Genomic DNA, 21,594 nt, shown 5'->3' with positions numbered 1-21,594 from the left:
CCTACATTTAAAGCATAACACATAAACTTTCAGATTGGAATGATTATAATCTATATAGTAATGATAGTCATTATCAATGAGAATGACTATAAATTAGAATAAAAAAATCTCTCCTAAAAATAGGAGAGATAAGTTGATTATTTAAAAATTAACCAGTAGGCAATAATAGTTGATCCAAGAATAATTCGGTACCAACCAAAAGCCTTAAAGTCATTTTTCTTAATGTAATTCATTAAGAATTTAATAACAATGATTGAAACAACGAAAGCTACGATACATCCAACTAATAACATAGCTGTTTGTGTTAAATCAAAAGAGTTTCCATTTTTCAAGAATTTTAATATTTTAAGTCCACTAGCACCAAACATAACAGGAATTCCTAAAAAGAAAGTGAATTCTGCTGCTACATAACGAGAACAACCAAAGATAATAGCTCCAATAATTGTAGCTCCAGAACGAGATGTTCCAGGAACCATTGCGAGAACTTGGAATAAACCGATAATGATAGCAGTTTGATAACTTAAACTACCTAATGTTAAAGTTGTTGGTTCTTTGTCCTTGTTTCTATTCTCAATTACAATAAATAGAATCCCGTAGATAATTAACATCAATGCAACTGGTAAAAAGCTATGAAAATGTTCCTCTAAGAAATCATCAATAAAGGGCCCAATTAAAGCGGCAGGTACTGAAGCTGCTGCAACTTTAAACCAAAGTGTCCAAGTTGCCTTTTTTTGACCAGCAGTTTTCGTAGATGAGAATGGGTTTAATTTACTAAAATAAAGAACAACAACGGCTAAAATTGCTCCTAGCTGGATAACGACATTAAACATTTCCATAAAAGCAGGAGATGCGTCTAGTTTGATAAATTCATCTACTAAGATTAAATGTCCAGTACTACTAATCGGAAGCCATTCAGTAATACCTTCTACAATTCCTAAGAAGATTACTTTTAACATATTTAAAAAATCCATTTTGACAATCCCTTCATAAATAATTGTTACCAATGTTTATAGTTTAGTTTAAATGAAGTAATAAAACCAGTAAAATTTTCTAACAGTTTTGTTAGATGATGCTTATAAAGAAAAAAACTATGATAATAAGTTGTGACTTACATCATAGTTCATAGATAGATAATTGCTTTTTTAGTTAAAAAATGGATTAGTTTCTTTTTCTCTTCTAATAGTTGTTTGAGGTCCGTGACCTGGGTAAGCTCGGTAAGTTTCAGGTAAAGTAAATAATTCTTTTTTAATACCATCTAATAATTGAGCGCCATCTCCCATAGGTAAGTCTGAGCGACCAACACTACCTCTAAAAAGAGCATCTCCTGTAACAACAAAGTCATCAAAAATAAAACTAACACTTCCTGGTGAATGACCAGGAGTAGGAACGACTTTAAAAGTCATGTCTCCAAGAGTATAAGAATCATAGTTAGTGAATTCAAATTCTGCTGGGCGACAAACAACATTAGCTATGTCATCATGTCTGCCTAAACCAGATAAATTTAGCATTGGATCTGTTAACCAATCTTGCTCAATTGGACTAATATATACTGGAATATTGTACTCAGAACGAATTTCTTCTAAAGCTCCAATGTGGTCATAGTGGGCGTGAGTAATTAAAACCGCAACAGGGATTACTCCTAAAGTAGCTACATGCTCCTTAATCACATGAGCATCAGCACCAGGATCGACAATTAAAGCATACTGATCATTATATATTAAGTAACAATTCTCCTGTATTGGTCCAGTAATTATTTGTTTAACTTTTAACATAAAAAATACCTCCTTGGTTATAAAAATATTATAACTGATAAGGAGGTATTAAACCAAACATCATGTTTATTTAGCATAGAAATAAACAATGTCTCTTAGTTTTTGAGTTGTACCTGTTTCAACTTTTTCATCATAGTAGGCTGTAAAACGAGGATCAGCAAGATACATATCAACTAAAGAAAGATGAATCTCAGGTGTTAAATCAAGAGAGTATGACAACCATTCTTTATGTAAGTTATAAATAGTAAATGCTTCTTCAGAAGGGCACTCAATATTATTTCTTAATAAAGCAAACATCTTTTCCTCAATCTCTTTCATATTTACCGTTAAATCTTCTTTTGATAAAGCACTGAATTTCTTTTCAGAATCTTTCACAGCTTGCTCACCATATTTACTGATAATCTCTTCACCATATTTTTCTCTGTTATCTTTAATTTGTTTATTTTTAAAGGCTTCAAAACGTTCTGTATCTGTCATAATAAGTTTTCCTTTCTCTTCATCAATTGTTTTTCCAATTAATTTAATGACATTTTCTAAATGATTTTGTTTTTCTAGCAAAGCCTTGTGTTGCTCAGTAAAAAAAGTTAGTCGATTATTGTTTTCACTTAACATAAGTTCTTTAGTTTCTTCTAAAGTAAAGCTTAGTTCTTTTAAAAAAAGAATTTGTTGTAAGTCTTTGACTTCTTTTTGACTATAAAATCTGTGACCAGATTCATTGATACTGTGTGGAATTAATAGACCAATTTGATGATAATATCTTAAGGTACGTGCTGTAACGCCAGCTAAATCGGCTAATTCTTTAATTTGATACATATAAATCACCCCATAAATAGATTATATTAGTTGACGCGCACGTCATGTCAACAAAAAAGATGTTTTTATTTAATTAAAACAAGTATAATGAATTTAAAATGCTAAGGAGGGTACTATGAACGACCAAAGGAAGAAACTGTTACTTTCCCTTCGATTTATTCCTTTTGTATTAACGAATGGAATGAACCTTTTTCCAGTGCTAATTTTGGCACAAGTTTATTTAAAATATCGAGATATAGATAAATATGTTTTACCTTTAATTTTATATTTTAGTTTTAAAACAACCATTTTATTTTTAGTCAGGCTAAAACCGATTACTGTGAATCACTTATTACAATTTTCAATTGTTATTGGAATCATTGCCTCCTTTATGGGAAGTTTTTATGAAACTAATTTATACTTTGGTTTACTTTCAGGAGCTCTGCTTGGGATTTGTTCAGGTCTTTTATATCCCAGTTTTTTAACAGTTCAGTTTCATGAAAAAACCTACAATGATTTTGGCTCAGGTAAAAAAGATCAACTTTATTCCATTTGTTTTGCTTTTGTATTTTCAGTGATTTTATTTTTTTTAATCAAACATTCTATTTCAGCAACTTTTATTTATTTAGGTATTTGGTTAATTATCTTATTATTTATTATTCGTGCCTATCCAGCTTATGAAATTACTGATGATAAAAAAGAGGTTAGTTATCCACTCTTTGAAACTCTGTTCTTATTTGTTACTGGTTTTTTTGTCATCTTTATTATTAAAGCCGATAAAAAATTAGGAATGACTAATTCTTTACCAATTTTCTTTGTTTTTTTAGCAACATTAATTGTGCTTTATTTCTTTTTTGTTAAACGAGTTAAACCTGAGAGAAGACTAGATTCTGAATTAAGGCACATCTTAATTTACAAAGGGATGATAACGAATTTTATTTTAGTTTTTTGTACGTTCTATCAATTAATTTTTGAAGGTGGTATGGCAATTAATAAGATTTATATTACTTATTTAGTAGCTATTACTTTAGCACCGATGATTTATGCGAGGCTTTTGAAGAAGTTTTTAGAAACTAAAATAGTTGATGTTATTATTTTGGGAATTGCTTTAGGGTTTTTCTTGATTTTATGGAGTCCAACCTTTTATATTGGTGTTTTAATACTTAGCTTATTTACCTCACAACTTAATTTGAGATTAAATCAATTGGTTTATAATGAAGCAAATTTACCAAAAGACCATCGATTACTTGCTAAGTACCGATTAACAAATGTGGGAAGTATTTTACATCAATTAATAATGATGTTTATCATGTATTTAGTGACTTTAGGTGTCAAGACCGTGACAATTGATGAATTACTCCAAGCTTACACATATAAACATGTTGATGAGGCGGCTTTTTTAACCTTAAATATCACTAAATGGTTAATTATTTTAGGCTTTTTAATCACTTTATATGTTATTCAAAATAATTACAAAAAAAGCAGGCTAGCTTAGACTAGTCTGCTTTCTTTTTTTAATAAAAATAAGTTAATACAAGATAAAGCAAGGAAACTTGCTAATGTAATAGCAGGTCCGTAAATATCTGTTCTTAAAGTTGCGATATGACAAATAGCTGCAACTGAGATAAATCCATAAAAAATGAAGAATGGATTGTATTTATGACGCTTGCCAAGTTTATTTTTTATGATATAGATCATATAAGGAATAGAATCAATAATCATCCACAGTGCTGTTAGCACTAATAGGAAAGTTTCACTTGTAATAAGGTTTAAAATAAGAATTAAACCAATGACAATATTGATTAAAGCAACTAAAATAAAAGATTTAGGGCTTTTTCTTTTTCCAGATAAATCCAGTGATAAAAAAATATTAAAATTTAGGAATCCTTTTAATATAGCTAGTAAACCAACAATAATCATTAATTCAAAAGAACTAGTTGAATGATTAATAAAAAGACTAATGCTGACTATTGCCATAATTAATATACTAGCTGAATCGATCCATTCATAATTATCTAAAAACACGATAACTGATTTGACTTTATTTGACACTGAATATCTCACTCCTTAACATCAAAGCAACTGTTTCATTCTATCATGAAAGGAGGGCAATTTAAATAACTAATTTTTAATTTAAATGATTAGTATCATTCCATTTAGTAATAGTAAATTCTTGGTTGTTATTAGAGTTTTCCACAATAGTAATACTTGTATTATCTAACAAACGGCCACTTCTAATATCAGCAATTGATGAGCCGTCTAAGTGCTTCAAAATAGATTGTAAAGTTAATCCGTGTGAAACGATTAAAATAGTTTCATCTGGGTGTTTTTCACTAAGTGAGTTAAAAACATTTAAAGTTCTTTCAATTAAATTTTCAAAAGTTTCCCCACCAAAAGAAGAAGGATCATAAAGATGAGGTCTATGAACTAAATTTTGAAATTCTTCATAATGATGAAAGTCAGCTTCTGGTTTTCCGTCCCATGAACCAAACTCCATCTCACGTAGGTCTGTTACTGTTGTAATTTCTTTTGGTTTGTTAAGGCCTAGTAAAATATTTTCCGCTGTATCTTGAGCTCTTTTTTGAGGACTGACATAAATGCCATCAAAAGAGATATCAGCTAAATAGTTACCGACTTTTTTCGCATTTTCAATTCCTTCAGGAAGAAGAGGAGAGTCAGCTAATCCACCTTGAAACGTTTTATTTAAATTAAATTCTGTTTTTCCATGTCTAACACAATAAAAAGTTGTCATTATTTCTTAATCACTCCTTTGTTTAATACTATTAGTATAGTAGAAAGAAGAATCAAAGTAAAAAAATAAAAGAGATGAAAGATTATAGTTGAAATATATTTGTAATTAGGTTATATTAATAAAGGTGCTAAAAGCACTAATCCACATCGACTGTGATTTTAATAGTGGTGCTGAAATTATTTTTTAGTTCTATTAAGAGAGGATACAGTTGAGAGGGAAATACAAAAACCAATTGGAGGAAACACAACATGGCAGTAATCTCAATGAAACAGTTACTTGAAGCTGGTGTACACTTTGGTCACCAAACTCGTCGCTGGAACCCAAAAATGAAGAAATATATCTTCACAGAAAGAAACGGAATCTACATTATCGACTTACAAAAAACAGTTCGTTTAGTAGATGACGCTTATAACTACATGAGAAATGTAGCAGAAGAAGGCGGAATCGCTTTATTCGTAGGTACTAAAAAACAAGCTCAAGAAGCTATTAAAGATGAAGCTATCCGCTCTGGTCAATACTATGTAAACCACAGATGGTTAGGTGGAACTTTAACTAACTGGGATACAATTCAAAAACGTATCGCTCGTTTAAAACAAATCAACAAAATGGAAGAAGAAGGAACATTCGAATTACTTCCTAAAAAAGAAGTTGCTGGTTTAAACAAAGAACGTGAACGCTTAGAAAAATTCTTAGGTGGTATCGCTGATATGCCTAGAATTCCTGATGTAATGTTCATCGTTGACCCTCGTAAAGAACGTATTGCTGTTCAAGAGGCTCATAAATTAAATATTCCAATCGTGGCTATGGTTGATACTAACTGTGACCCAGATGAAATTGATGTAGTTATTCCATCAAACGATGACGCTATCCGCGCCGTTAAATTAATCTCAGCTAAAATGGCTGACGCATTCATCGAAGGCCGTCAAGGTGAAGATGAAGTGAACGAAGAAACTTTCTCAGCTGAAGAAACAACTGAAGCAACTTCAATCGAAGAAATCGTTGAAGCTGTTGAAGGAAACAATGCTGAATAATCATTAATAAATTGGCTGTCTTAGGCTGCGGGGTCAAGGTGAACAAAGTAGCCTAGTGTTACTCACGTCTAAGGCAGTTTTTTAATAAGTAAATTCAAAATTAAAAGAATAAACAATCGGAGGAATAATACATGTCTACTAAAATTACAGCCGCTATGGTAAAAGAATTACGTGACTTAACTGGTGTTGGTATGATGGATGCTAAACGTGCGTTAGTTGAAGTTGAAGGACACTTACAAAATGCTATTGATTTATTAAGAGAAAAAGGTATGGCTAAAGCTGGTAAGAAAAATGACCGTATCGCTGCAGAAGGATTAGCTAACGTTGCTGTTAATGGAAACACTGCTGCAATCGTTGAAATCAACTCTGAAACTGACTTCGTTGCTAAAAACGAATTATTCCAAAACTTAGTTAAAGAAGTTGCAGAATTAATCGCAGCTAACAAACCAGCTACTATGGAAGAAGCAGTTGCTATTAAAACTGAAAAAGGAACAATTGAAACTGACTTAATCGAAGCTCAAACAGTTATCGGTGAAAAAATCAGCTTCCGTCGTTTTGAAGTAGTAGAAAAAGGTGACAACGATGCATTCGGTGGTTACTTACATATGGGCGGTAAAATCGCTGTATTAACAACTTTAGAAGGAACTACTGACGAAGAAGCAGCTAAAGACGTTGCTATGCACGTTGCGGCTATCAACCCTCGTTACGTAACTAAAGACGAAGTTTCTGCAGAAGAGTTAGAACATGAGAAAAAAGTTTTAACTGAACAAGCATTAAACGAAGGTAAACCAGCTAATATCGTTGAAAAAATGGTTATGGGACGTATGAGCAAGTTCTTAGCAGAAGTTTGTTTAGTTGATCAACCATTCGTTAAAGATCCAGATATGACTGTTGAAAAATTTGTTGCTTCTAAAGGTGGAACTGTTAAAGGTTTCGTACGTTTTGAAGTTGGTGAAGGAATCGAGAAACGCGAAGAAGATTTCGCTGCTGAAGTTGCTAGCCAAATGAAATAACAGTAAGTTAATAGGAACGCATTTATTATCAATATGATATTTGCGCTCCTTTTTTTTAGGGAAAAATGATAAATTTATCAGTTAAATATGATAAAATTAGTTATGGATACTAAACGGAGGGAATAATAATGACAGAACCAAAATATCGCAGAGTATTACTTAAAGTTAGTGGAGAAGCACTAGCGGGAGAGAAAGGCTTTGGTATAAACCCACCAATCGTAAATGAATTGATTAAAGAAATTAAAGAAGTTCATAGTTTAGGTGTAGAAGTTGCTATCGTAGTGGGTGGCGGTAATATTTGGCGTGGAAACATTGGTGCTGAAATGGGCATGGAAAGAGCACAAGCTGACTACATGGGAATGCTTGCAACTGTTATGAATGGTTTAGCTCTACAAGATACACTTGAAAATCACGGTGTACCAACTCGTGTTCAAACTTCAATTGAAATGCGTCAAATAGCAGAACCTTATATTAGACGTCGTGCTGTTAGACATTTAGAAAAAGGTCGTGTCGTTATTTTTGCTGGTGGAACTGGTAATCCATATTTTACAACAGATACAACTGCAGCTTTAAGAGCAGTTGAAATTAACGCTGACGTTATCTTGATGGCTAAAAATAATGTTGATGGGGTTTATTCTGCGGATCCAAAATTAGATGCTACAGCAACTAAATTTGAAGAATTAACACATTTAGATGTTATTTCAAAAGGTTTATCAGTAATGGATTCTACAGCAAGTAGTTTAAGTATGGATAATGATATTCCATTAGTTGTGTTTAATATCAATGAACCAGGAAATATCAAACGCGTTTGTTTAGGTGAACAAATCGGAACAACGGTAAGGGGGAAATAATATGCAAAACATCGTATTAAATGAAGCTAAAGAAAAAATGACTAAGTCAGAAGAAAGCTTAACTCGTGAGTTAGGACAAATTAGAGCAGGACGTGCTAACGCAAGTCTTTTAGACCGTATTCAAGTAGAATACTACGGCGTACCAACACCATTAAACCAAATCGCTGGAATCTCTATTCCAGAAGCTCGTGTTTTAATGATTACACCATTTGATAAAAGTGCTTTAGAAAATATTGAAAAAGCAATTTTAGCAAGTGATATTGGTATCAGCCCAACAAATGATGGATCAATTATCCGTCTTGTGATTCCTCAATTAACAGAAGAACGTCGTAAAGAATTAGCGAAAGAAGTAAGTAAATATGGCGAAAATGCTAAAGTTGCTGTTCGTAACATTCGTCGTGATGCGATTGATGAATTAAAAAAATTAGAAAAATCTAAAGACATCTCTGAAGATGAGTTACATACATTAGAAAAAGATGTTCAAGATATTACTGATGCTAGTACAAAAAATATTGATGCGATTGTATCAAGTAAAGAAGAAGAATTACTAGAAGTTTAATACTAAAAGTCGTGGAATTGCTATTTTTAGATTTCCACGACTTTTTATTTTGATTATGTTTTTCTTAAATAACAGGATATTTATCTTTTTATATAGGCTTTTTTAAAAGCATTTGCTACAATAGAAAAGGTAGTTTAAGTAATTTTAGTCTTTTAGGGGGCTTTATAATGTTCAACTTTTTAAAAAATAATAACAATGAAAAAGCATTAGAGGTTTTTGATGCTGATAAAAACATACCCAAGCATATTGCCATTATAATGGATGGTAATGGTAGATGGGCTCAAAAAAGATTCCTACCACGTATTGCTGGACATAAGGAAGGTATGAATAATGTTAAGTTAATTACAAAACACGCTAGCAAATTAGGCGTTAAAGTCTTAACACTTTATGCTTTTTCAACAGAAAATTGGAAACGTCCAACAGAAGAAGTGGATTTCTTAATGAAACTTCCTGTCGACTTTTTTGATGTGTTTGTTCCAGAGTTAATCGCGGAAAATGTTCAAGTTCAAGTGATGGGGTATAAAGAAAGTTTACCAGCTCACACAAAAAAAGCAGTGGAAAATGCAATTGAACAAACAAAGAATAACACAGGAATGATTTTAAATTTCGCTTTGAATTATGGAAGTCGAGCAGAAATGCTAACGGCTGTTAATAGTTTAGTAGAATCAGCTAAAGATGGTGAACTAACAGGCGAAGTGACAGAAGAAATGTTTTCTGAGAAGTTAATGACAGGAGTTCTTGGTAAAGAGTTAAGAGATCCTGATTTACTTATTAGAACAAGTGGTGAAGAGCGAATTAGTAATTTCTTACTATGGCAAATAGCCTATAGTGAGCTATTTTTTACTGATAAATTCTGGCCAGATTTTACAACTGATAATTTAGAAGAAGCAATTGGCTCATTCCAAAGTAGAAATCGTCGTTTTGGCGATGTGAAGGCGAAAAAATAAAGGAGTAGAATCAAATGAAACAACGAATTATTACTGCTGTTGTTGCGCTAATCTTTTTTATTCCATTAGTCGCAATTGGAGGCATGCCATTACAAGTTTTAGCTGCAGCTATGGCTGGTGTTGGCGTTTATGAATTATTTAATATGAAAGGTCTTGAAATTAAAAGCCTAGAAGGAATTCTAAGTATACTAGCAGCTGTTCTACTAGTTTTACCAAAAGCTCAGTGGTTTAATTTCTTACCTGAATCAGTAACTAATTTCACTTTATTTTATTTAATTGTGATGTTTATTTTAATGGTTCCTGTTTTTTCAAAAAACAGTTATACATTTGATGATGTGGCGTTTCCAGTTTTAGTTAGTTTATATGTCGGTTTTGGTTTCCAAAACTTTACATTAGCAAGAGAATCTGGTGTACCTGTTTTAATGTTTGCCTTATTAGTTGTTTGGTCGACAGATATTGGAGCTTATTTTTGCGGAATGAAATTTGGTAAAAATAAGTTAGCACCTCATATTTCTCCTAATAAAACAATTGAAGGAGCAATCGGTGGTATTATCTGTGCTGTTATTGTAGCGGCTATTTACTTACTAGTATGGCCGATGAACTACAGTTTGCTAGTTATGTTACCATTAACAGCTATCTTTTCAGTTGTCGGTCAAATGGGAGATTTGGTACAATCAGCATACAAACGCCATTACGGTGTTAAAGACTCAGGGAATATATTACCTGGTCATGGTGGTATCTTAGACCGCTTTGATAGTTTATTATTTGTATTTCCATTAATGCATTTAGTAGGCGTTTTTTAATAAAATTCCCATAGAAAGGATTTTAACTATATGATAAGTACTATAGTCACATTTATTTTTGTTTTCGGGATTATTGTCCTAGTTCATGAATTTGGACATTTTATCTTCGCAAAACGTGGTGGTATTTTAGTTAGGGAATTTGCCATAGGTATGGGTCCAAAACTTTTTCATCATCGTAAAAATGAAACAACTTATACAATTCGAATGTTGCCAATTGGAGGGTATGTTCGAATGGCTGGTGAAGGGGAGGAAGAAGTAGAACTTGCACCGGGGATGCCTGTTTCTTTAGTGTTAGATGAAAATGGGGTTGTCGTTAAGATTAACCCGAATAAAAAAGTTCAATTACCTAACAGTATTCCTGTTGAAGTAATTAAACATGATTTAGTAGATGACTTGTATATTACGGGGTTTGAAAATGGTGATGATTCATTAGAAAAACGATTCACTGTTGCTCATGATGCGACAATTATTGAAGAGGATGGTCTTGAAACACAGATTGCACCAAGAGATGTTCAGTTCCAATCAGCCTCTTTAGGCCGTAGAATGATGACTAACTTTGCAGGTCCAATGAATAACTTTATTTTGTCATTTATATTATTCACAATCGTTGCTTTTATGCTAGGTGGAAGCTATAAACCTGATAATTCAAGTACCATTGGTGGAGTAGTCCAAGATGGAGTCGCTCAAAAAGCTGGTATTAAGGCTGGCGAAAAAATTATTGAAGCAAATGGTAAAAAAATTGAAACATTTAACGAGCTATCAGAAGTTATCACACCAAATGTTGGTAAAAAAGTAACTTTAGTTGTAGAAGATAGTAACAAGAAGACAAGGAATGTTGATGTAACACCTGTTGAAAGTGCAGAGGGTACTAAACAAGGTATTATCGGTATCCAAAGTGGCACCGTCCTTACTGAGTTATCATTCTTTGAGAAGATTAAATACGGTATTACGGAAACTTTCGCTAATTCATTAATGATTTTTAAAGCTCTAGGTAATTTAGTGACAGATTTTAGCTTAAATAAATTAGGTGGACCAGTCATGATTTTTAAAGCCTCAGAAGCAGTTTCTAATAGTGGCTTTATTGCTATTTTATCGTTCACTGCTATGTTATCTGTCAACTTAGGAATTATGAACTTAATACCTATTCCAGGGTTAGACGGAGGAAAATTAGCTTTAAATATTTTTGAAGGTGTCCGTGGAAAACCTCTAAGTCAAGAAAAAGAAGTAATGATCACAATGATAGGTGTTGGTATCCTATTATTATTAATGATTGCAGTGACTTGGAATGATATTCAAAGGTTCTTTATTCGTTAATTGATAATGAAAGAAAAAGGGGTTTGTTTAAATGAAACAGTCAAAATTTTTTATGCCTACACTTAGGGAAGTTCCAAGTGATGCAGAAGTTATTAGTCATAAGATGTTGTTAAGGGGCGGCTATATTCGTCAAGTATCAAGTGGTTATTATAGTTATTTACCACTTGCTTACCGAGTAATTAGAAAACTTGAAGACATTATGCGCGAAGAGTTTGATAAAATTGGTGCCAATGAAATGCTTCTTCCAGCAGTTGTTCCTGCTGATTTATGGAAAGAGTCAGGTAGATACGCAACTTATGGAGATGCGTTATTAAAATTACAAGATTCAAATGGAAAAGATTTTATTTTAGGCCCAACTCATGAAGAGACTTTTACTGATTTAGTTAGAAATGATATTGCCTCATATAAAAAATTACCAATGTCGCTATATCAAATCCAAGCAAAATACAGAGATGAAAAACGACCTCGTTTTGGTCTTTTAAGAGGCCGTGAGTTTATTATGAAAGATGCCTATTCATTCCATAGTACAAAAGAAAGTTTAGATGAAGGATTCAGAGACTTTGAACAAGCTTACATCAATATTTTTGAGAGATGCGGATTAGATTTTCGGATTATCATTGGTGATGGTGGCGCTATGGGAAGTAATGACTCTAAAGAGTTTATGGGAATTTCTGAAATTGGAGAAGATACAGTTGTTTATTCTGATGGTAGTGACTATTCTGCTAACTTAGAAATGGCTACTAGCCTTTATACAGGTAAAAAATCTCATGAGCCATTACTTGAGCAGGAAAAAATTGAAACACCAAATGTTACTACAATTCTTGAACTGGCTGACTTTTTAGATTGCTCACCAGAAAAAACAATCAAGTCGTTATTTTTTATGGCTGATGAAAAACCTGTGATGGTTCTTATTCGTGGTGATCATGAATTAAATGAAGTAAAACTTAAAAACTATTTAGGTGCTGACTTTTTAGAACCAGCAACAGAAGACGAAGCTAAAAACTATTTAGGAGCTAATTTTGGTTCATTAGGCCCAGTTAACTTATCTGAAGAAATTAAATTAGTAGCTGATACATATATTCAAGAGATGACTAATAGTGCTGTTGGTGCTAATGAAGATGGATATCATTTTGTTAATGTTACTCCAGGTCGTGATTTTGAAGTCGAAGCTTATGAAGATTTTAGATTAGTAGCTGAGGGAGAAACCTCTCCTGATGGTCAAGGAGTTTTAAAATTTGCTAAAGGGATTGAATTAGGTCATATCTTTAAATTAGGTACATTCTATAGTGAAAAAATGGGTGCTACTGTTTTAGATGAAAATGGTCGTTCAATTCCAGTCCAAATGGGATGTTATGGTATTGGTGTTAGTCGTATGTTAGCAGCTATTGCTGAACAAAATGCTGACGAAACTGGTATTAATTGGCCTAAAGGAATTGCACCATTCGATGTTCATATTATTCCAATTAATCCAAATGATGATATTCAGTGGCAACTAGCTTTAGAAATTGAAGAAGAAATGAAATCAAGAGGTATTGATTGTTTACTTGATGATCGTAAAGAGCGTCCTGGTGTTAAATTTAAAGATGCTGATTTAGTTGGAGCACCTTTTAGAATTACAATAGGTAAGAAAGCTGAAGAAGGTATTGTTGAAGTTAAGATTAAAAAGACTGAAGACATGCTTGAAGTTAGACGTGAAGAACTTCATGATACACTAAGTATTTTAAATAATTAAATGAAAAAGGATCTTTGGCAAATAATTAGACTTTTGCTAAGGTCTTTTTTCATGTAGAATAGATGGGAAAGTGAGGCGAGAATGAATGGCAATGAATTCAAAAGAATTATTTTCTCAATTACTGAATCAAATTGGTTTAGAAAAAACAGCTGAGAATACTCAGATCCTTGAATCAGGAGAAATTAAAGAAGTTACAGTACATAAAAAAAGTAAATTATGGGAGTTCCATATCCTATTTTCAGATATATTACCCTTTACACTCTACAAAGAATTCTATAACTGCTTGACAGTTGCCTTCCAGTCAATCGCAAATATTAAGTTAACCATTCAAAGTAACAATCCTAAATTTGATAATCAAATTCTTCAAGATTATTGGTTAGAGGTTTTAAAAGATGAAAGCTGTGGGACACCAGTTGTTAAACAACGACTTTCTAATCAAATGCCTTTTATAGATGACCAACAAGTAGTTCTCTTAGTTGAAAATGAAGGAATGATTGACTATATAAGTCAGCAATACGCACCAATTATTGTAGATAGCTATCAAAAGTTTGGTTTCCCAAAATTTAAATTTCAACCAAGAATGGATGAACAAAAGGCAGCAGAAATTAAAAAAGCTTTTGATGAAAGACAAAGAGAGCAAACGGAACAAATGATGAAACAAGCTGCTCAAGCTATTGAAAAAAATGAGCAACAACAAAAACAAAAGGCTGAAGTCGCACCTTTGTCTGGTCCAATTCAACTTGGTCGCTCCATTCCAGCTGATGAAGTCATTACTTCAATGGGCCATATTACAGAAGAAGAAAGACGTGTTACCATTGAAGGTTATGTCTTTTCAAAAGAAGTAAGGGATTTAAGATCAGGTCGAAAAATTTTAATTATTAAAATGACAGACTATACATCTTCTTTCTCAGTCAAAAAATTCTCAAATAATGATAAAGATGTAGCTGTTTTTGAAGCAATTAAAGAAGGGTCTTGGCTAAAGGTTAGAGGAAGTATTCAAGAAGATACTTTCATGCGTGATTTAGTTATGAATTGTCAAGATTTAATCGAAGTGAAACATGCTGAAAGAAAAGATACAGCCCCAGAAGATCAAAAACGTGTTGAACTTCACGCTCATACTAATATGAGTACTATGGATGCTGTAAGTAGTGCCACAGCTTTAGTTACTCAAGCTGCCAAATGGGGAATGCCAGCTATTGCTATAACAGATCATGCTGGAGCTCAAGCTTTCCCAGATGCTTATCACGCAGGTCAAAAAAACGGTGTGAAAGTATTATTTGGTTTAGAAGCTAACGTAGTTGATGACGGGGTACCAATTGCCTATCAACCTAAACATGTCTTATTAACAGATGCCACTTACATTGTATTTGACGTTGAGACAACTGGTCTGTCTGCTGTTTATGATACAATCATCGAACTTGCAGCTGTTAGAATGCATAAAGGAAATGTGATTGATACCTTTGAACAATTTATTGACCCTGGTCATCCTTTATCTCAAACAACCATTAACTTAACAGGTATTACAGATGAAATGGTAAGAGGTTCTAAATCTGAAAAAGAAGTTTTAACAATGTTTAGAGAGTTTTGTGGCGAAGATATTTTGGTAGCCCATAATGCTAGTTTTGATATGGGATTCTTAAATACAAGTTATGAAAAATATGATATGCCAGAAGCTCCTAACCCAGTTATTGATACGTTAGAGTTATCACGTTTACTTCATCCAGAGATGAAATCCCATCGTTTAAATACCTTATCTAAAAAATATAATATTAATTTAGAACAACACCATAGAGCGGTTTATGACTCTGAGGCAACAGGACACCTGTGCTGGATATTTGTAAAAAAAGCTAAAGAAGATTTTGGTGTTGAATATCATGATGAGTTTAATCAACATATTGGTGAAGGAGATGCTTATAAACGAGCAAGACCTTTCCATGTTACTATTTTAGCTAAAACTCAAGATGGGTTAAAAAACTTATTTAAATTGATTTCAATGTCTAATGTGAATTATTACTACCGAGTACCACGAATTCCGCGCTCTAAGTTAAATGAGTTACGAGAAGGTTTACTGATTGGTTCTGCTTGTAGCAGTGGTGAAATTTTTGAAGCAATGATGCAAAAAGGGGTAGACGAAGCTAAAAAACGAGCTAAGTTTTATGATTACATTGAAATCATGCCAAAACCTGTTTATGCACCTTTAATATCTGCAGAATTAGTAAAAAACAATGAAGACATGGAAGATATTATTCAAAACTTAGTCCAAATTGGAGAAGATTTGAATAAGCCAGTTGTGGCAACAGGTAATGTTCACTATATCAACGAAGAGGAAAGTATTTACCGAAAAATATTAATTAATTCAATGGGTGGAGCTAATCCTTTAAACAGACATCCACTACCAGATGTTAAATTTAGAACAACAAATGAGATGCTAGAAGAATTTGCCTTTTTAGGTAAAGAAGTAGCTCAAAAAGTGGTTGTTGATAACACTCATTTAATTGCTGAGATGTGTGAAGAAGTAGTGCCGGTGAAAAAAGATTTATATACACCAAAAATTGAAGGTTCTGAAGATGAGATTACTAACTTAAGTTACTCAGAAGCTCATAGGCTATACGGTGAGGAGTTACCGGAAATTGTCGTTAAACGTATTGAGAAAGAATTAAAAAGTATTAACGGAAATGGTTTCTCAGTTATTTACTTAATTTCTCAGAAGTTAGTACATAAAAGTCTTCAAGATGGTTATTTAGTAGGTTCTCGTGGTTCCGTTGGTTCTAGTTTTGTTGCAACAATGACTGGGATTACAGAGGTTAATCCTTTACCTCCTCATTATAGATGTCCAGAGTGTAAATACTCAGAATTCTTTGAAGATGGTTCGTATGGTTCTGGTTTTGATTTACCTGAGAAGGAATGTCCAACTTGTGGTGCTCGCTTGTTTAAAGACGGCCACGATATTCCCTTTGAAACGTTCCTAGGTTTCCACGGGGATAAAGTTCCCGATATCGATTTAAACTTCTCTGGTGTGTATCAATCCACTGCCCATAACTACACAAAAGTATTATTTGGAGAAGACTATGTTTATAAAGCAGGAACAATAGGTACTGTGGCTGATAAAACAGCTTATGGTTTTGTTAAAGGTTATGAAAGAGATAATAATTATAACTTTAGAGCAGCAGAAATTGATCGCTTAGCTAAAGGCTCTACTGGGGTGAAACGAACAACTGGTCAGCATCCGGGAGGGATTATTGTTATTCCAGATTATATGGATGTTTATGATTTTACGCCAATTCAGTATCCAGCAGATGATCAAACAGCAGAATGGCGAACAACCCATTTTGATTTCCATTCGATCCATGATAATGTCTTGAAACTTGATATTCTAGGACATGATGATCCGACTGTTATTAGGATGCTTCAAGATTTATCTGGTATTGATCCAAAAACAATTCCTACAGATGATCCTGAAGTGATGAAAATTTTTGCAGGCCCTCAAGTTTTGGGGGTTGAACCAGATCAAATTTTTTCTAAAACTGGTACTCTGGGTATTCCAGAATTTGGTACAAAATTTGTACGTGGGATGCTTGAGCAGACTCATCCAACAACCTTCTCAGAGTTACTTCAAATTTCTGGATTATCTCACGGGACTGACGTTTGGTTAGGAAATGCGGATGAGTTAATTAAACGCGGTGAAGCAACCTTAGCTAAAGTAATTGGTTGTCGTGATGATATCATGGTTTACTTGATGCATGCTGGTCTTGAAGACGGAATCGCTTTTAAAATTATGGAGAGTGTACGTAAAGGTAAAGGAATTCCAGATGATTGGCAAAAAGAGATGCGAGATAATAATGTACCGGAGTGGTATATTGACTCTTGTTTAAAAATCAAATACATGTTCCCGAAAGCCCATGCCGCAGCTTATGTATTAATGGCTCTACGAGTAGCGTATTTTAAAGTTCATTTCCCTATTATTTATTACGCAGCTTACTTTAGTGTTCGTGCGGACGATTTTGATATTGCCGCTATGTCCCAAGGTAAGGAAGCAACTAAAGCTGCGATGAAAGAAATTATGGATAAAGGAATGGATGCTTCAACAAAAGAAAAAAACTTACTAACTGTTCTTGAGTTGGCTAATGAGATGTTAGAACGTGGTTTTAAATTTGGAATGATTGATTTATATAAATCAGATGCTGAAAACTTTATTATTGATGGAGATACTTTAATTGCTCCGTTTCGTTCAGTCCCAAGTTTAGGTGCCAACGTAGCTAAACAAATTGTAATCGCTCGTAATGAAAGTAAGTTTTTATCAAAAGAAGATTTGGCTAATCGTGGTAAAGTATCTAAGACCATCATTGAGTACATGACTGAAAATGGTGTGTTAAAAGATTTACCAGATGAAAACCAATTATCATTATTTGATATGTTATAAAATAAGGGAGTGCGACAACATTAAGTCGCACTCCCTTATTTTTATTTAGTTGAAAAAGTAGCAAAAATTAAATGCGGATAGTTGTTAATTCGACTTGGGAAAGAACTATTTGCTAAACCACGGCTAACAATTAATTGGTTTTTCTCATACTGATAAACCCCATCTGTATATTCAGGAAGAAATCCTTGATTAGGTGACAATACACCCCCAACTAAAGGTAAGACGATTTGACCACCATGAGCATGTCCACTAAATACAGTGAAATTAAAAGGTGCTAATTCTTTACTGTATTCATCTATTTTTTCAGGATGGTGAGCGAGAACAAAAGTTTCTAATTTGGGATTTAACTTATCTTTCTCACTAGTTGAAATGGATGTTGAGCTCTCCTTTAAGCCGATAATATTAACCATTTGATTATTGACTTTGACTTCAAGAGCTTCATTTTCTAAATAAGTAGCGTTACTTTGTTTAACAATAGCTAACCACTTTTTGTAGTCTGGATGGGAGGTTTCATGATTTCCAGAAACCACATACGTCGGTGCAATTTCAGTTAATTTTTTCAAAAATAAAGGGAATTCTGATTTAGTAATATCTTCCGTTCGGTCAATCGTATCACCTGTAAAGAAAATTAAATCAGGTTTTTCATTAGTTAAAGCATTTAAGATTTTATTTTTCTCGACACGTAATCTTGGAAATTGTGTGTCTGAGATATGAGCAATTTTAATATCTTCTTTTTGTTTTGTCGCATTTAATGAGTTGATTTCATAATAAGATTTATCTAGCTGTCTATTTTCACGGTAACCCTCAAGAAAAAGAGCAGAACCAAGAAGTAGACTAGCAACAGTAATAGTTTTAAAAATTTTCATTATTTCACCTCTTTGAACTTAAAAATTACTTTATCAAAAAAAGATTAAGGAATGTTAAAAAATAACAGTCTTAATAAAACTTTAATCACTCTTGGCCTGTCATTTGTTTTTTAATAAAAAACGTGATAGAATGTCTTTGTAAGATATTTGTGAGGAGTGAGCGTGCAGACGCTCACTCTTTTTGATGAATAGCATAAAACTTTAAAGGAGGCGACTATTAATTGGCAAGCGTTGTTGAAATAGTGACAGACTTAGTAACTCCCATTTTAGATGAATTAACATTTGAATTAGTAGATATTGAGTATGTAAAAGAAGGTAAAAATTGGTTTCTGAGAGTGTTTATTGATAAAACAGGGGGCATTGATATCAATGAGTGTGCTCTTGTAAGTGAAAAACTAGGTGAAAAACTTGATACGATTGATCCAGATCCAATCCCACAAGCATATTTCCTTGAAGTTTCCTCTCCAGGAGCAGAGCGTCCTTTAAAGAAAGAAGAAGACTATGAACAAGCTTTAGGTAACTACATTAATGTTTCCTTTTATCAAACTGTTGAAGGTGAAAAACAGTTCCAAGGCTTCTTAGAAAGCTTCGATAAAGACGAGTTAACTCTCCGTGTGAAAATAAAAACACAAGAAAAAATAATGACATTTGAACGTAAAAATATAGCTAAAGCGAGATTAGCTATCCAATTCTAATAATGGAGGTCAAGAAAGAATCATGAACAAGGAAATGTTAGGCGCATTAGACGCTTTAGAAACCGAAAAAGGAATTTCCAAAGCAATTGTTATCGAAGCTCTTGAAGCTGCGATGATTTCTGCTTATAAACGTCACTATGGACAAGCACAAAACGTTGAAGTTGAATTCGACGAAAAGAAAGGTGATGTACATATTTTTTCAGTGAAAGAAGTAACTGAAGAAGTAATGGACTCACAACTTGAAGTTAGTTTAGAAGAAGCGACTAAAATTAACCCAGCATACGAAATTGGAGATACGATTCGTTTTGAAGTAACTCCTAAAGATTTCGGACGTATTGCAGCTCAAACAGCAAAACAAGTTATCTTACAACGTGTGAGAGAAGCAGAACGTTCAATTATTTATAATGAATTTAGTGAATACGAAAATGAAATCATGCAAGGAATCGTAGAAAGACAAGATAGTCGTTACATCTACGTTAACTTAGGTAAAATCGAAGCAGTTTTATCTAAACATGATCAAATTCCAAACGAAATCTATCAACCATTTGATAGAATCAAAGTTTACATTCATAAAGTAGAAAATACATCAAAAGGTCCTCAAGTATATGTAAGTCGTAGTCATCCAGATTTATTAAAACGTCTATTTGAGCAAGAAATTCCAGAAGTTTATGATGGAGAAGTTGAAATCGTAAGCATCGCTCGTGAAGCAGGAGACCGTGCGAAGGTTGCTGTTAAATCAGATAACCCAGATATCGACCCAGTTGGAACTTGTGTTGGACCAAAAGGACAACGTGTTCAAGCGATCGTTAATGAGCTTAAGGGTGAGAATATGGATATCGTTGAATGGAACGAAGACCCAGCAATCTTTATCTCAAACGCATTAAATCCAGCTCAAGTTGTTGATGTTGTATTTGATGAAACTCAAAGAGCTTGTACAGTTGTTGTACCAGACTTCCAATTATCATTAGCAATTGGTAAACGAGGACAAAATGCTCGTTTAGCTGCTAAATTAACTGGATTTAAAATTGATATTAAACCTGAATCAGAATGGGAAGCTTTAAAAGTTGAAGCGCCTGTCACTGAAGCAGAAGAAATTGAAGAAGTAGAAGAAACTGAAGAGTAATTTAAAGGAGGCGAAATAGATGAAACAACGAAAAATTCCAATGAGAAAATGTGTCGTATCTCAAGAAATGAAACCAAAAAAAGATATGATTCGTGTTGTTCGTTCTAAAGAAGGAGAAATATCTATGGATCCAACAGGTAAACTATCTGGAAGAGGGGCGTATCTTTCTATGGAGCCAGATGTTGTTCAACTAGGTTGGGACAATAGAACTTTAGATCGTGTTTTAGAGACAAAATTAACAGATGAATTTTATCAAGAATTACTTGATTATGTGACACACCAAAAAGCAAGAAGAGAGCTGTTTGGTCATGACAAATAAAGACAAATTCTTGAATCTTTTGGGATTAGCTACTAAAGCAGGTAAGCTAATCTCAGGAGATGAGACAACCTTAAAAGGTGTAAGGAGTGGCAAACCAAAACTTGTGATTGTCGCAACTGATGCCAGTGAAGCAACGATAAAAAAATTTAGAGATAAATGTGACTATTATGAAACACCAATTCTTGTGACTTGTACAAAAGCTGAGTTAAGCTATGCTATTGGTAAGAGTCGCGCTATTATTGGCGTTTGTGATAATGGTTTTTCTAGGAAGATGAGTGAACTAATGAAAGAAGAATAGGATGGTGATGAAATGAGTAAACAACGTGTATACGAACTTGCTAAAGAACTAGAGCTATCAAGTAAACATATTGTAGATAAAGCTCATTCGATGGGAATCGATGTGAAAAATCATATGAGTACCTTAGCCGATTCTGAGATTAAATCAATCAAGAATGCTCTAGCTAAGAAAGAAACCAAACTAGATGTGAAAAAAGCGCCTAAACAGGAAGCTAAAAAAGAAGTGAAAAATTCTACACCTGTAGAAAATAAATCAAACAGTAAGGAAATGCGTGTGAATAAACAAGAACAAAATCGCCCAAATAACA

Annotated in this window: 20 protein-coding genes and 1 pseudogene; 15 read left to right on the top strand and 6 right to left on the bottom strand. The window is 33.3% G+C overall.

The window, feature by feature from the left end; genetic code table 11:
• Positions 1-137: 137 nt before the first annotated feature.
• The 3 genes from DFR54_RS01310 to DFR54_RS01300 all read right to left on the bottom strand — a co-directional run bounded on the left by DFR54_RS01310 (position 138) and on the right by DFR54_RS01300 (position 2,585).
• Positions 138-971, bottom strand: a complete 834-nt coding sequence (locus DFR54_RS01310; RefSeq protein ID WP_114288572.1) for an undecaprenyl-diphosphate phosphatase — start codon at positions 969-971, stop codon at positions 138-140.
• A 171-nt stretch (positions 972-1,142) separates the two neighbouring features.
• Positions 1,143-1,772, bottom strand: a complete 630-nt coding sequence (locus DFR54_RS01305) for an MBL fold metallo-hydrolase (RefSeq protein WP_114288571.1) — start codon at positions 1,770-1,772, stop codon at positions 1,143-1,145.
• Between the two features lie 66 nt (positions 1,773-1,838).
• On the bottom strand, positions 1,839-2,585 hold the full coding sequence (locus DFR54_RS01300) for a MerR family transcriptional regulator (RefSeq protein ID WP_114288570.1): 747 nt from the start codon (positions 2,583-2,585) through the stop codon (positions 1,839-1,841).
• Between the two features lie 115 nt (positions 2,586-2,700).
• Here DFR54_RS01300 and DFR54_RS01295 point away from each other — a divergent pair, with 115 nt between their 5' ends.
• Positions 2,701-4,059, top strand: a complete 1,359-nt coding sequence (locus DFR54_RS01295; RefSeq protein WP_114288569.1) for a hypothetical protein — start codon at positions 2,701-2,703, stop codon at positions 4,057-4,059.
• Here DFR54_RS01295 and DFR54_RS01290 read toward each other — a convergent pair.
• Together DFR54_RS01290 and DFR54_RS01285 are read right to left on the bottom strand one after the other, a co-directional pair.
• A complete protein-coding gene (locus DFR54_RS01290) occupies positions 4,056-4,616 on the bottom strand; it encodes a DUF308 domain-containing protein (RefSeq protein ID WP_114288568.1) in 561 nt (186 codons plus the stop codon). The two genes, DFR54_RS01295 and DFR54_RS01290, sit on opposite strands and share 4 nt — an antisense overlap.
• Before the next feature lie 76 nt (positions 4,617-4,692).
• On the bottom strand, positions 4,693-5,316 hold the full coding sequence (locus DFR54_RS01285; RefSeq protein WP_114288567.1) for a histidine phosphatase family protein: 624 nt from the start codon (positions 5,314-5,316) through the stop codon (positions 4,693-4,695).
• 248 nt (positions 5,317-5,564) lie between these two features.
• Here DFR54_RS01285 and rpsB point away from each other — a divergent pair, with 248 nt between their 5' ends.
• The 9 genes from rpsB to DFR54_RS01240 all read left to right on the top strand — a co-directional run bounded on the left by rpsB (position 5,565) and on the right by DFR54_RS01240 (position 17,986).
• Positions 5,565-6,347 carry a 30S ribosomal protein S2 gene (gene rpsB, locus DFR54_RS01280; protein ID WP_086342919.1) on the top strand — a complete coding sequence of 261 codons (783 nt, stop codon included), beginning with the start codon at positions 5,565-5,567 and terminating at the stop codon, positions 6,345-6,347.
• Positions 6,348-6,478: 131 nt separating this feature from the next.
• A complete protein-coding gene (gene tsf / locus DFR54_RS01275) occupies positions 6,479-7,360 on the top strand; it encodes a translation elongation factor Ts (protein WP_086342920.1) in 882 nt (293 codons plus the stop codon).
• 128 nt (positions 7,361-7,488) lie between these two features.
• Positions 7,489-8,211 carry a UMP kinase gene (gene pyrH / locus DFR54_RS01270; protein WP_086342921.1) on the top strand — a complete coding sequence of 241 codons (723 nt, stop codon included), beginning with the start codon at positions 7,489-7,491 and terminating at the stop codon, positions 8,209-8,211.
• A 1-nt stretch (position 8,212) separates the two neighbouring features.
• The gene (gene frr, locus DFR54_RS01265; protein ID WP_086342922.1) at positions 8,213-8,770 is read left to right on the top strand and encodes a ribosome recycling factor; all 558 of its coding nucleotides are present in this window, start codon (positions 8,213-8,215) and stop codon (positions 8,768-8,770) included.
• A gap of 167 nt (positions 8,771-8,937) precedes the next feature.
• Positions 8,938-9,717, top strand: coding sequence for an undecaprenyl pyrophosphate synthase (uppS, locus tag DFR54_RS01260; RefSeq protein ID WP_114288566.1), 780 nt, complete (start codon positions 8,938-8,940; stop codon positions 9,715-9,717).
• A 14-nt stretch (positions 9,718-9,731) separates the two neighbouring features.
• Positions 9,732-10,520, top strand: a complete 789-nt coding sequence (locus DFR54_RS01255) for a phosphatidate cytidylyltransferase (protein ID WP_114288565.1) — start codon at positions 9,732-9,734, stop codon at positions 10,518-10,520.
• Between the two features lie 33 nt (positions 10,521-10,553).
• On the top strand, positions 10,554-11,834 hold the full coding sequence (rseP, locus tag DFR54_RS01250) for an RIP metalloprotease RseP (RefSeq protein ID WP_114288651.1): 1,281 nt from the start codon (positions 10,554-10,556) through the stop codon (positions 11,832-11,834).
• Positions 11,835-11,865: 31 nt separating this feature from the next.
• Positions 11,866-13,566: a proline--tRNA ligase gene (locus DFR54_RS01245; protein WP_114288564.1), complete on the top strand. Its 1,701-nt coding sequence runs from the start codon at positions 11,866-11,868 to the stop codon at positions 13,564-13,566.
• An 85-nt stretch (positions 13,567-13,651) separates the two neighbouring features.
• Complete coding sequence (locus DFR54_RS01240) at positions 13,652-17,986, top strand: PolC-type DNA polymerase III (protein WP_086342926.1); 4,335 nt, start codon at positions 13,652-13,654, stop codon at positions 17,984-17,986.
• A gap of 41 nt (positions 17,987-18,027) precedes the next feature.
• Here DFR54_RS01240 and DFR54_RS01235 read toward each other — a convergent pair whose 3' ends face one another.
• Positions 18,028-18,852, bottom strand: a complete 825-nt coding sequence (locus DFR54_RS01235; RefSeq protein WP_114288563.1) for a metallophosphoesterase — start codon at positions 18,850-18,852, stop codon at positions 18,028-18,030.
• Between the two features lie 221 nt (positions 18,853-19,073).
• Between DFR54_RS01235 and rimP the strand changes: the two genes are divergently transcribed.
• From rimP to DFR54_RS13510, 5 genes and pseudogenes are all read left to right on the top strand, one after another.
• Entirely contained in the window at positions 19,074-19,547 is a 474-nt protein-coding gene (gene rimP / locus DFR54_RS01230; RefSeq protein ID WP_086342928.1) for a ribosome maturation factor RimP, read from the top strand.
• A gap of 22 nt (positions 19,548-19,569) precedes the next feature.
• Positions 19,570-20,670 carry a transcription termination factor NusA gene (gene nusA / locus DFR54_RS01225; RefSeq protein WP_086342929.1) on the top strand — a complete coding sequence of 367 codons (1,101 nt, stop codon included), beginning with the start codon at positions 19,570-19,572 and terminating at the stop codon, positions 20,668-20,670.
• Positions 20,671-20,689: 19 nt separating this feature from the next.
• Positions 20,690-20,989 carry an RNase P modulator RnpM gene (gene rnpM, locus DFR54_RS01220; RefSeq protein WP_086342930.1) on the top strand — a complete coding sequence of 100 codons (300 nt, stop codon included), beginning with the start codon at positions 20,690-20,692 and terminating at the stop codon, positions 20,987-20,989.
• On the top strand, positions 20,979-21,287 hold the full coding sequence (locus DFR54_RS01215) for a L7Ae/L30e/S12e/Gadd45 family ribosomal protein (protein ID WP_114288562.1): 309 nt from the start codon (positions 20,979-20,981) through the stop codon (positions 21,285-21,287). The genes rnpM and DFR54_RS01215 overlap by 11 nt, the downstream gene beginning before the upstream one ends.
• A gap of 12 nt (positions 21,288-21,299) precedes the next feature.
• Positions 21,300-21,408, top strand: a pseudogene (locus DFR54_RS13510) (translation initiation factor IF-2 N-terminal domain-containing protein); the annotation flags it as partial.
• Positions 21,409-21,594: the final 186 nt, after the last annotated feature.

This window comes from Vagococcus fluvialis (assembly GCF_003337315.1).
Classification (GTDB): domain Bacteria; phylum Bacillota; class Bacilli; order Lactobacillales; family Vagococcaceae; genus Vagococcus; species Vagococcus fluvialis.
Note: the sequence above shows the minus strand (reverse complement) of the source record. Positions and strands in the feature narration are given on the sequence as shown.

Bases quoted from the DNA above. Each gene is read 5' to 3' on its own strand.
- DFR54_RS01310 (WP_114288572.1), bottom strand. From the start codon at position 971: ATGGATTTTTTAAATATGTTAAAAGTAATCTTCTTAGGAATTGTAGAA.
- DFR54_RS01305 (WP_114288571.1), bottom strand. From the start codon at position 1,772: ATGTTAAAAGTTAAACAAATAATTACTGGACCAATACAGGAGAATTGT.
- DFR54_RS01300 (WP_114288570.1), bottom strand. From the start codon at position 2,585: ATGTATCAAATTAAAGAATTAGCCGATTTAGCTGGCGTTACAGCACGT.
- DFR54_RS01295 (WP_114288569.1), top strand. From the start codon at position 2,701: ATGAACGACCAAAGGAAGAAACTGTTACTTTCCCTTCGATTTATTCCT.
- DFR54_RS01285 (WP_114288567.1), bottom strand. From the start codon at position 5,316: ATGACAACTTTTTATTGTGTTAGACATGGAAAAACAGAATTTAATTTA.
- rpsB (WP_086342919.1), top strand. From the start codon at position 5,565: ATGGCAGTAATCTCAATGAAACAGTTACTTGAAGCTGGTGTACACTTT.
- tsf (WP_086342920.1), top strand. From the start codon at position 6,479: ATGTCTACTAAAATTACAGCCGCTATGGTAAAAGAATTACGTGACTTA.
- pyrH (WP_086342921.1), top strand. From the start codon at position 7,489: ATGACAGAACCAAAATATCGCAGAGTATTACTTAAAGTTAGTGGAGAA.
- frr (WP_086342922.1), top strand. From the start codon at position 8,213: ATGCAAAACATCGTATTAAATGAAGCTAAAGAAAAAATGACTAAGTCA.
- uppS (WP_114288566.1), top strand. From the start codon at position 8,938: ATGTTCAACTTTTTAAAAAATAATAACAATGAAAAAGCATTAGAGGTT.
- DFR54_RS01255 (WP_114288565.1), top strand. From the start codon at position 9,732: ATGAAACAACGAATTATTACTGCTGTTGTTGCGCTAATCTTTTTTATT.
- DFR54_RS01245 (WP_114288564.1), top strand. From the start codon at position 11,866: ATGAAACAGTCAAAATTTTTTATGCCTACACTTAGGGAAGTTCCAAGT.
- DFR54_RS01240 (WP_086342926.1), top strand. From the start codon at position 13,652: ATGGCAATGAATTCAAAAGAATTATTTTCTCAATTACTGAATCAAATT.
- DFR54_RS01235 (WP_114288563.1), bottom strand. From the start codon at position 18,852: ATGAAAATTTTTAAAACTATTACTGTTGCTAGTCTACTTCTTGGTTCT.
- nusA (WP_086342929.1), top strand. From the start codon at position 19,570: ATGAACAAGGAAATGTTAGGCGCATTAGACGCTTTAGAAACCGAAAAA.
- rnpM (WP_086342930.1), top strand. From the start codon at position 20,690: ATGAAACAACGAAAAATTCCAATGAGAAAATGTGTCGTATCTCAAGAA.
- DFR54_RS01215 (WP_114288562.1), top strand. From the start codon at position 20,979: ATGACAAATAAAGACAAATTCTTGAATCTTTTGGGATTAGCTACTAAA.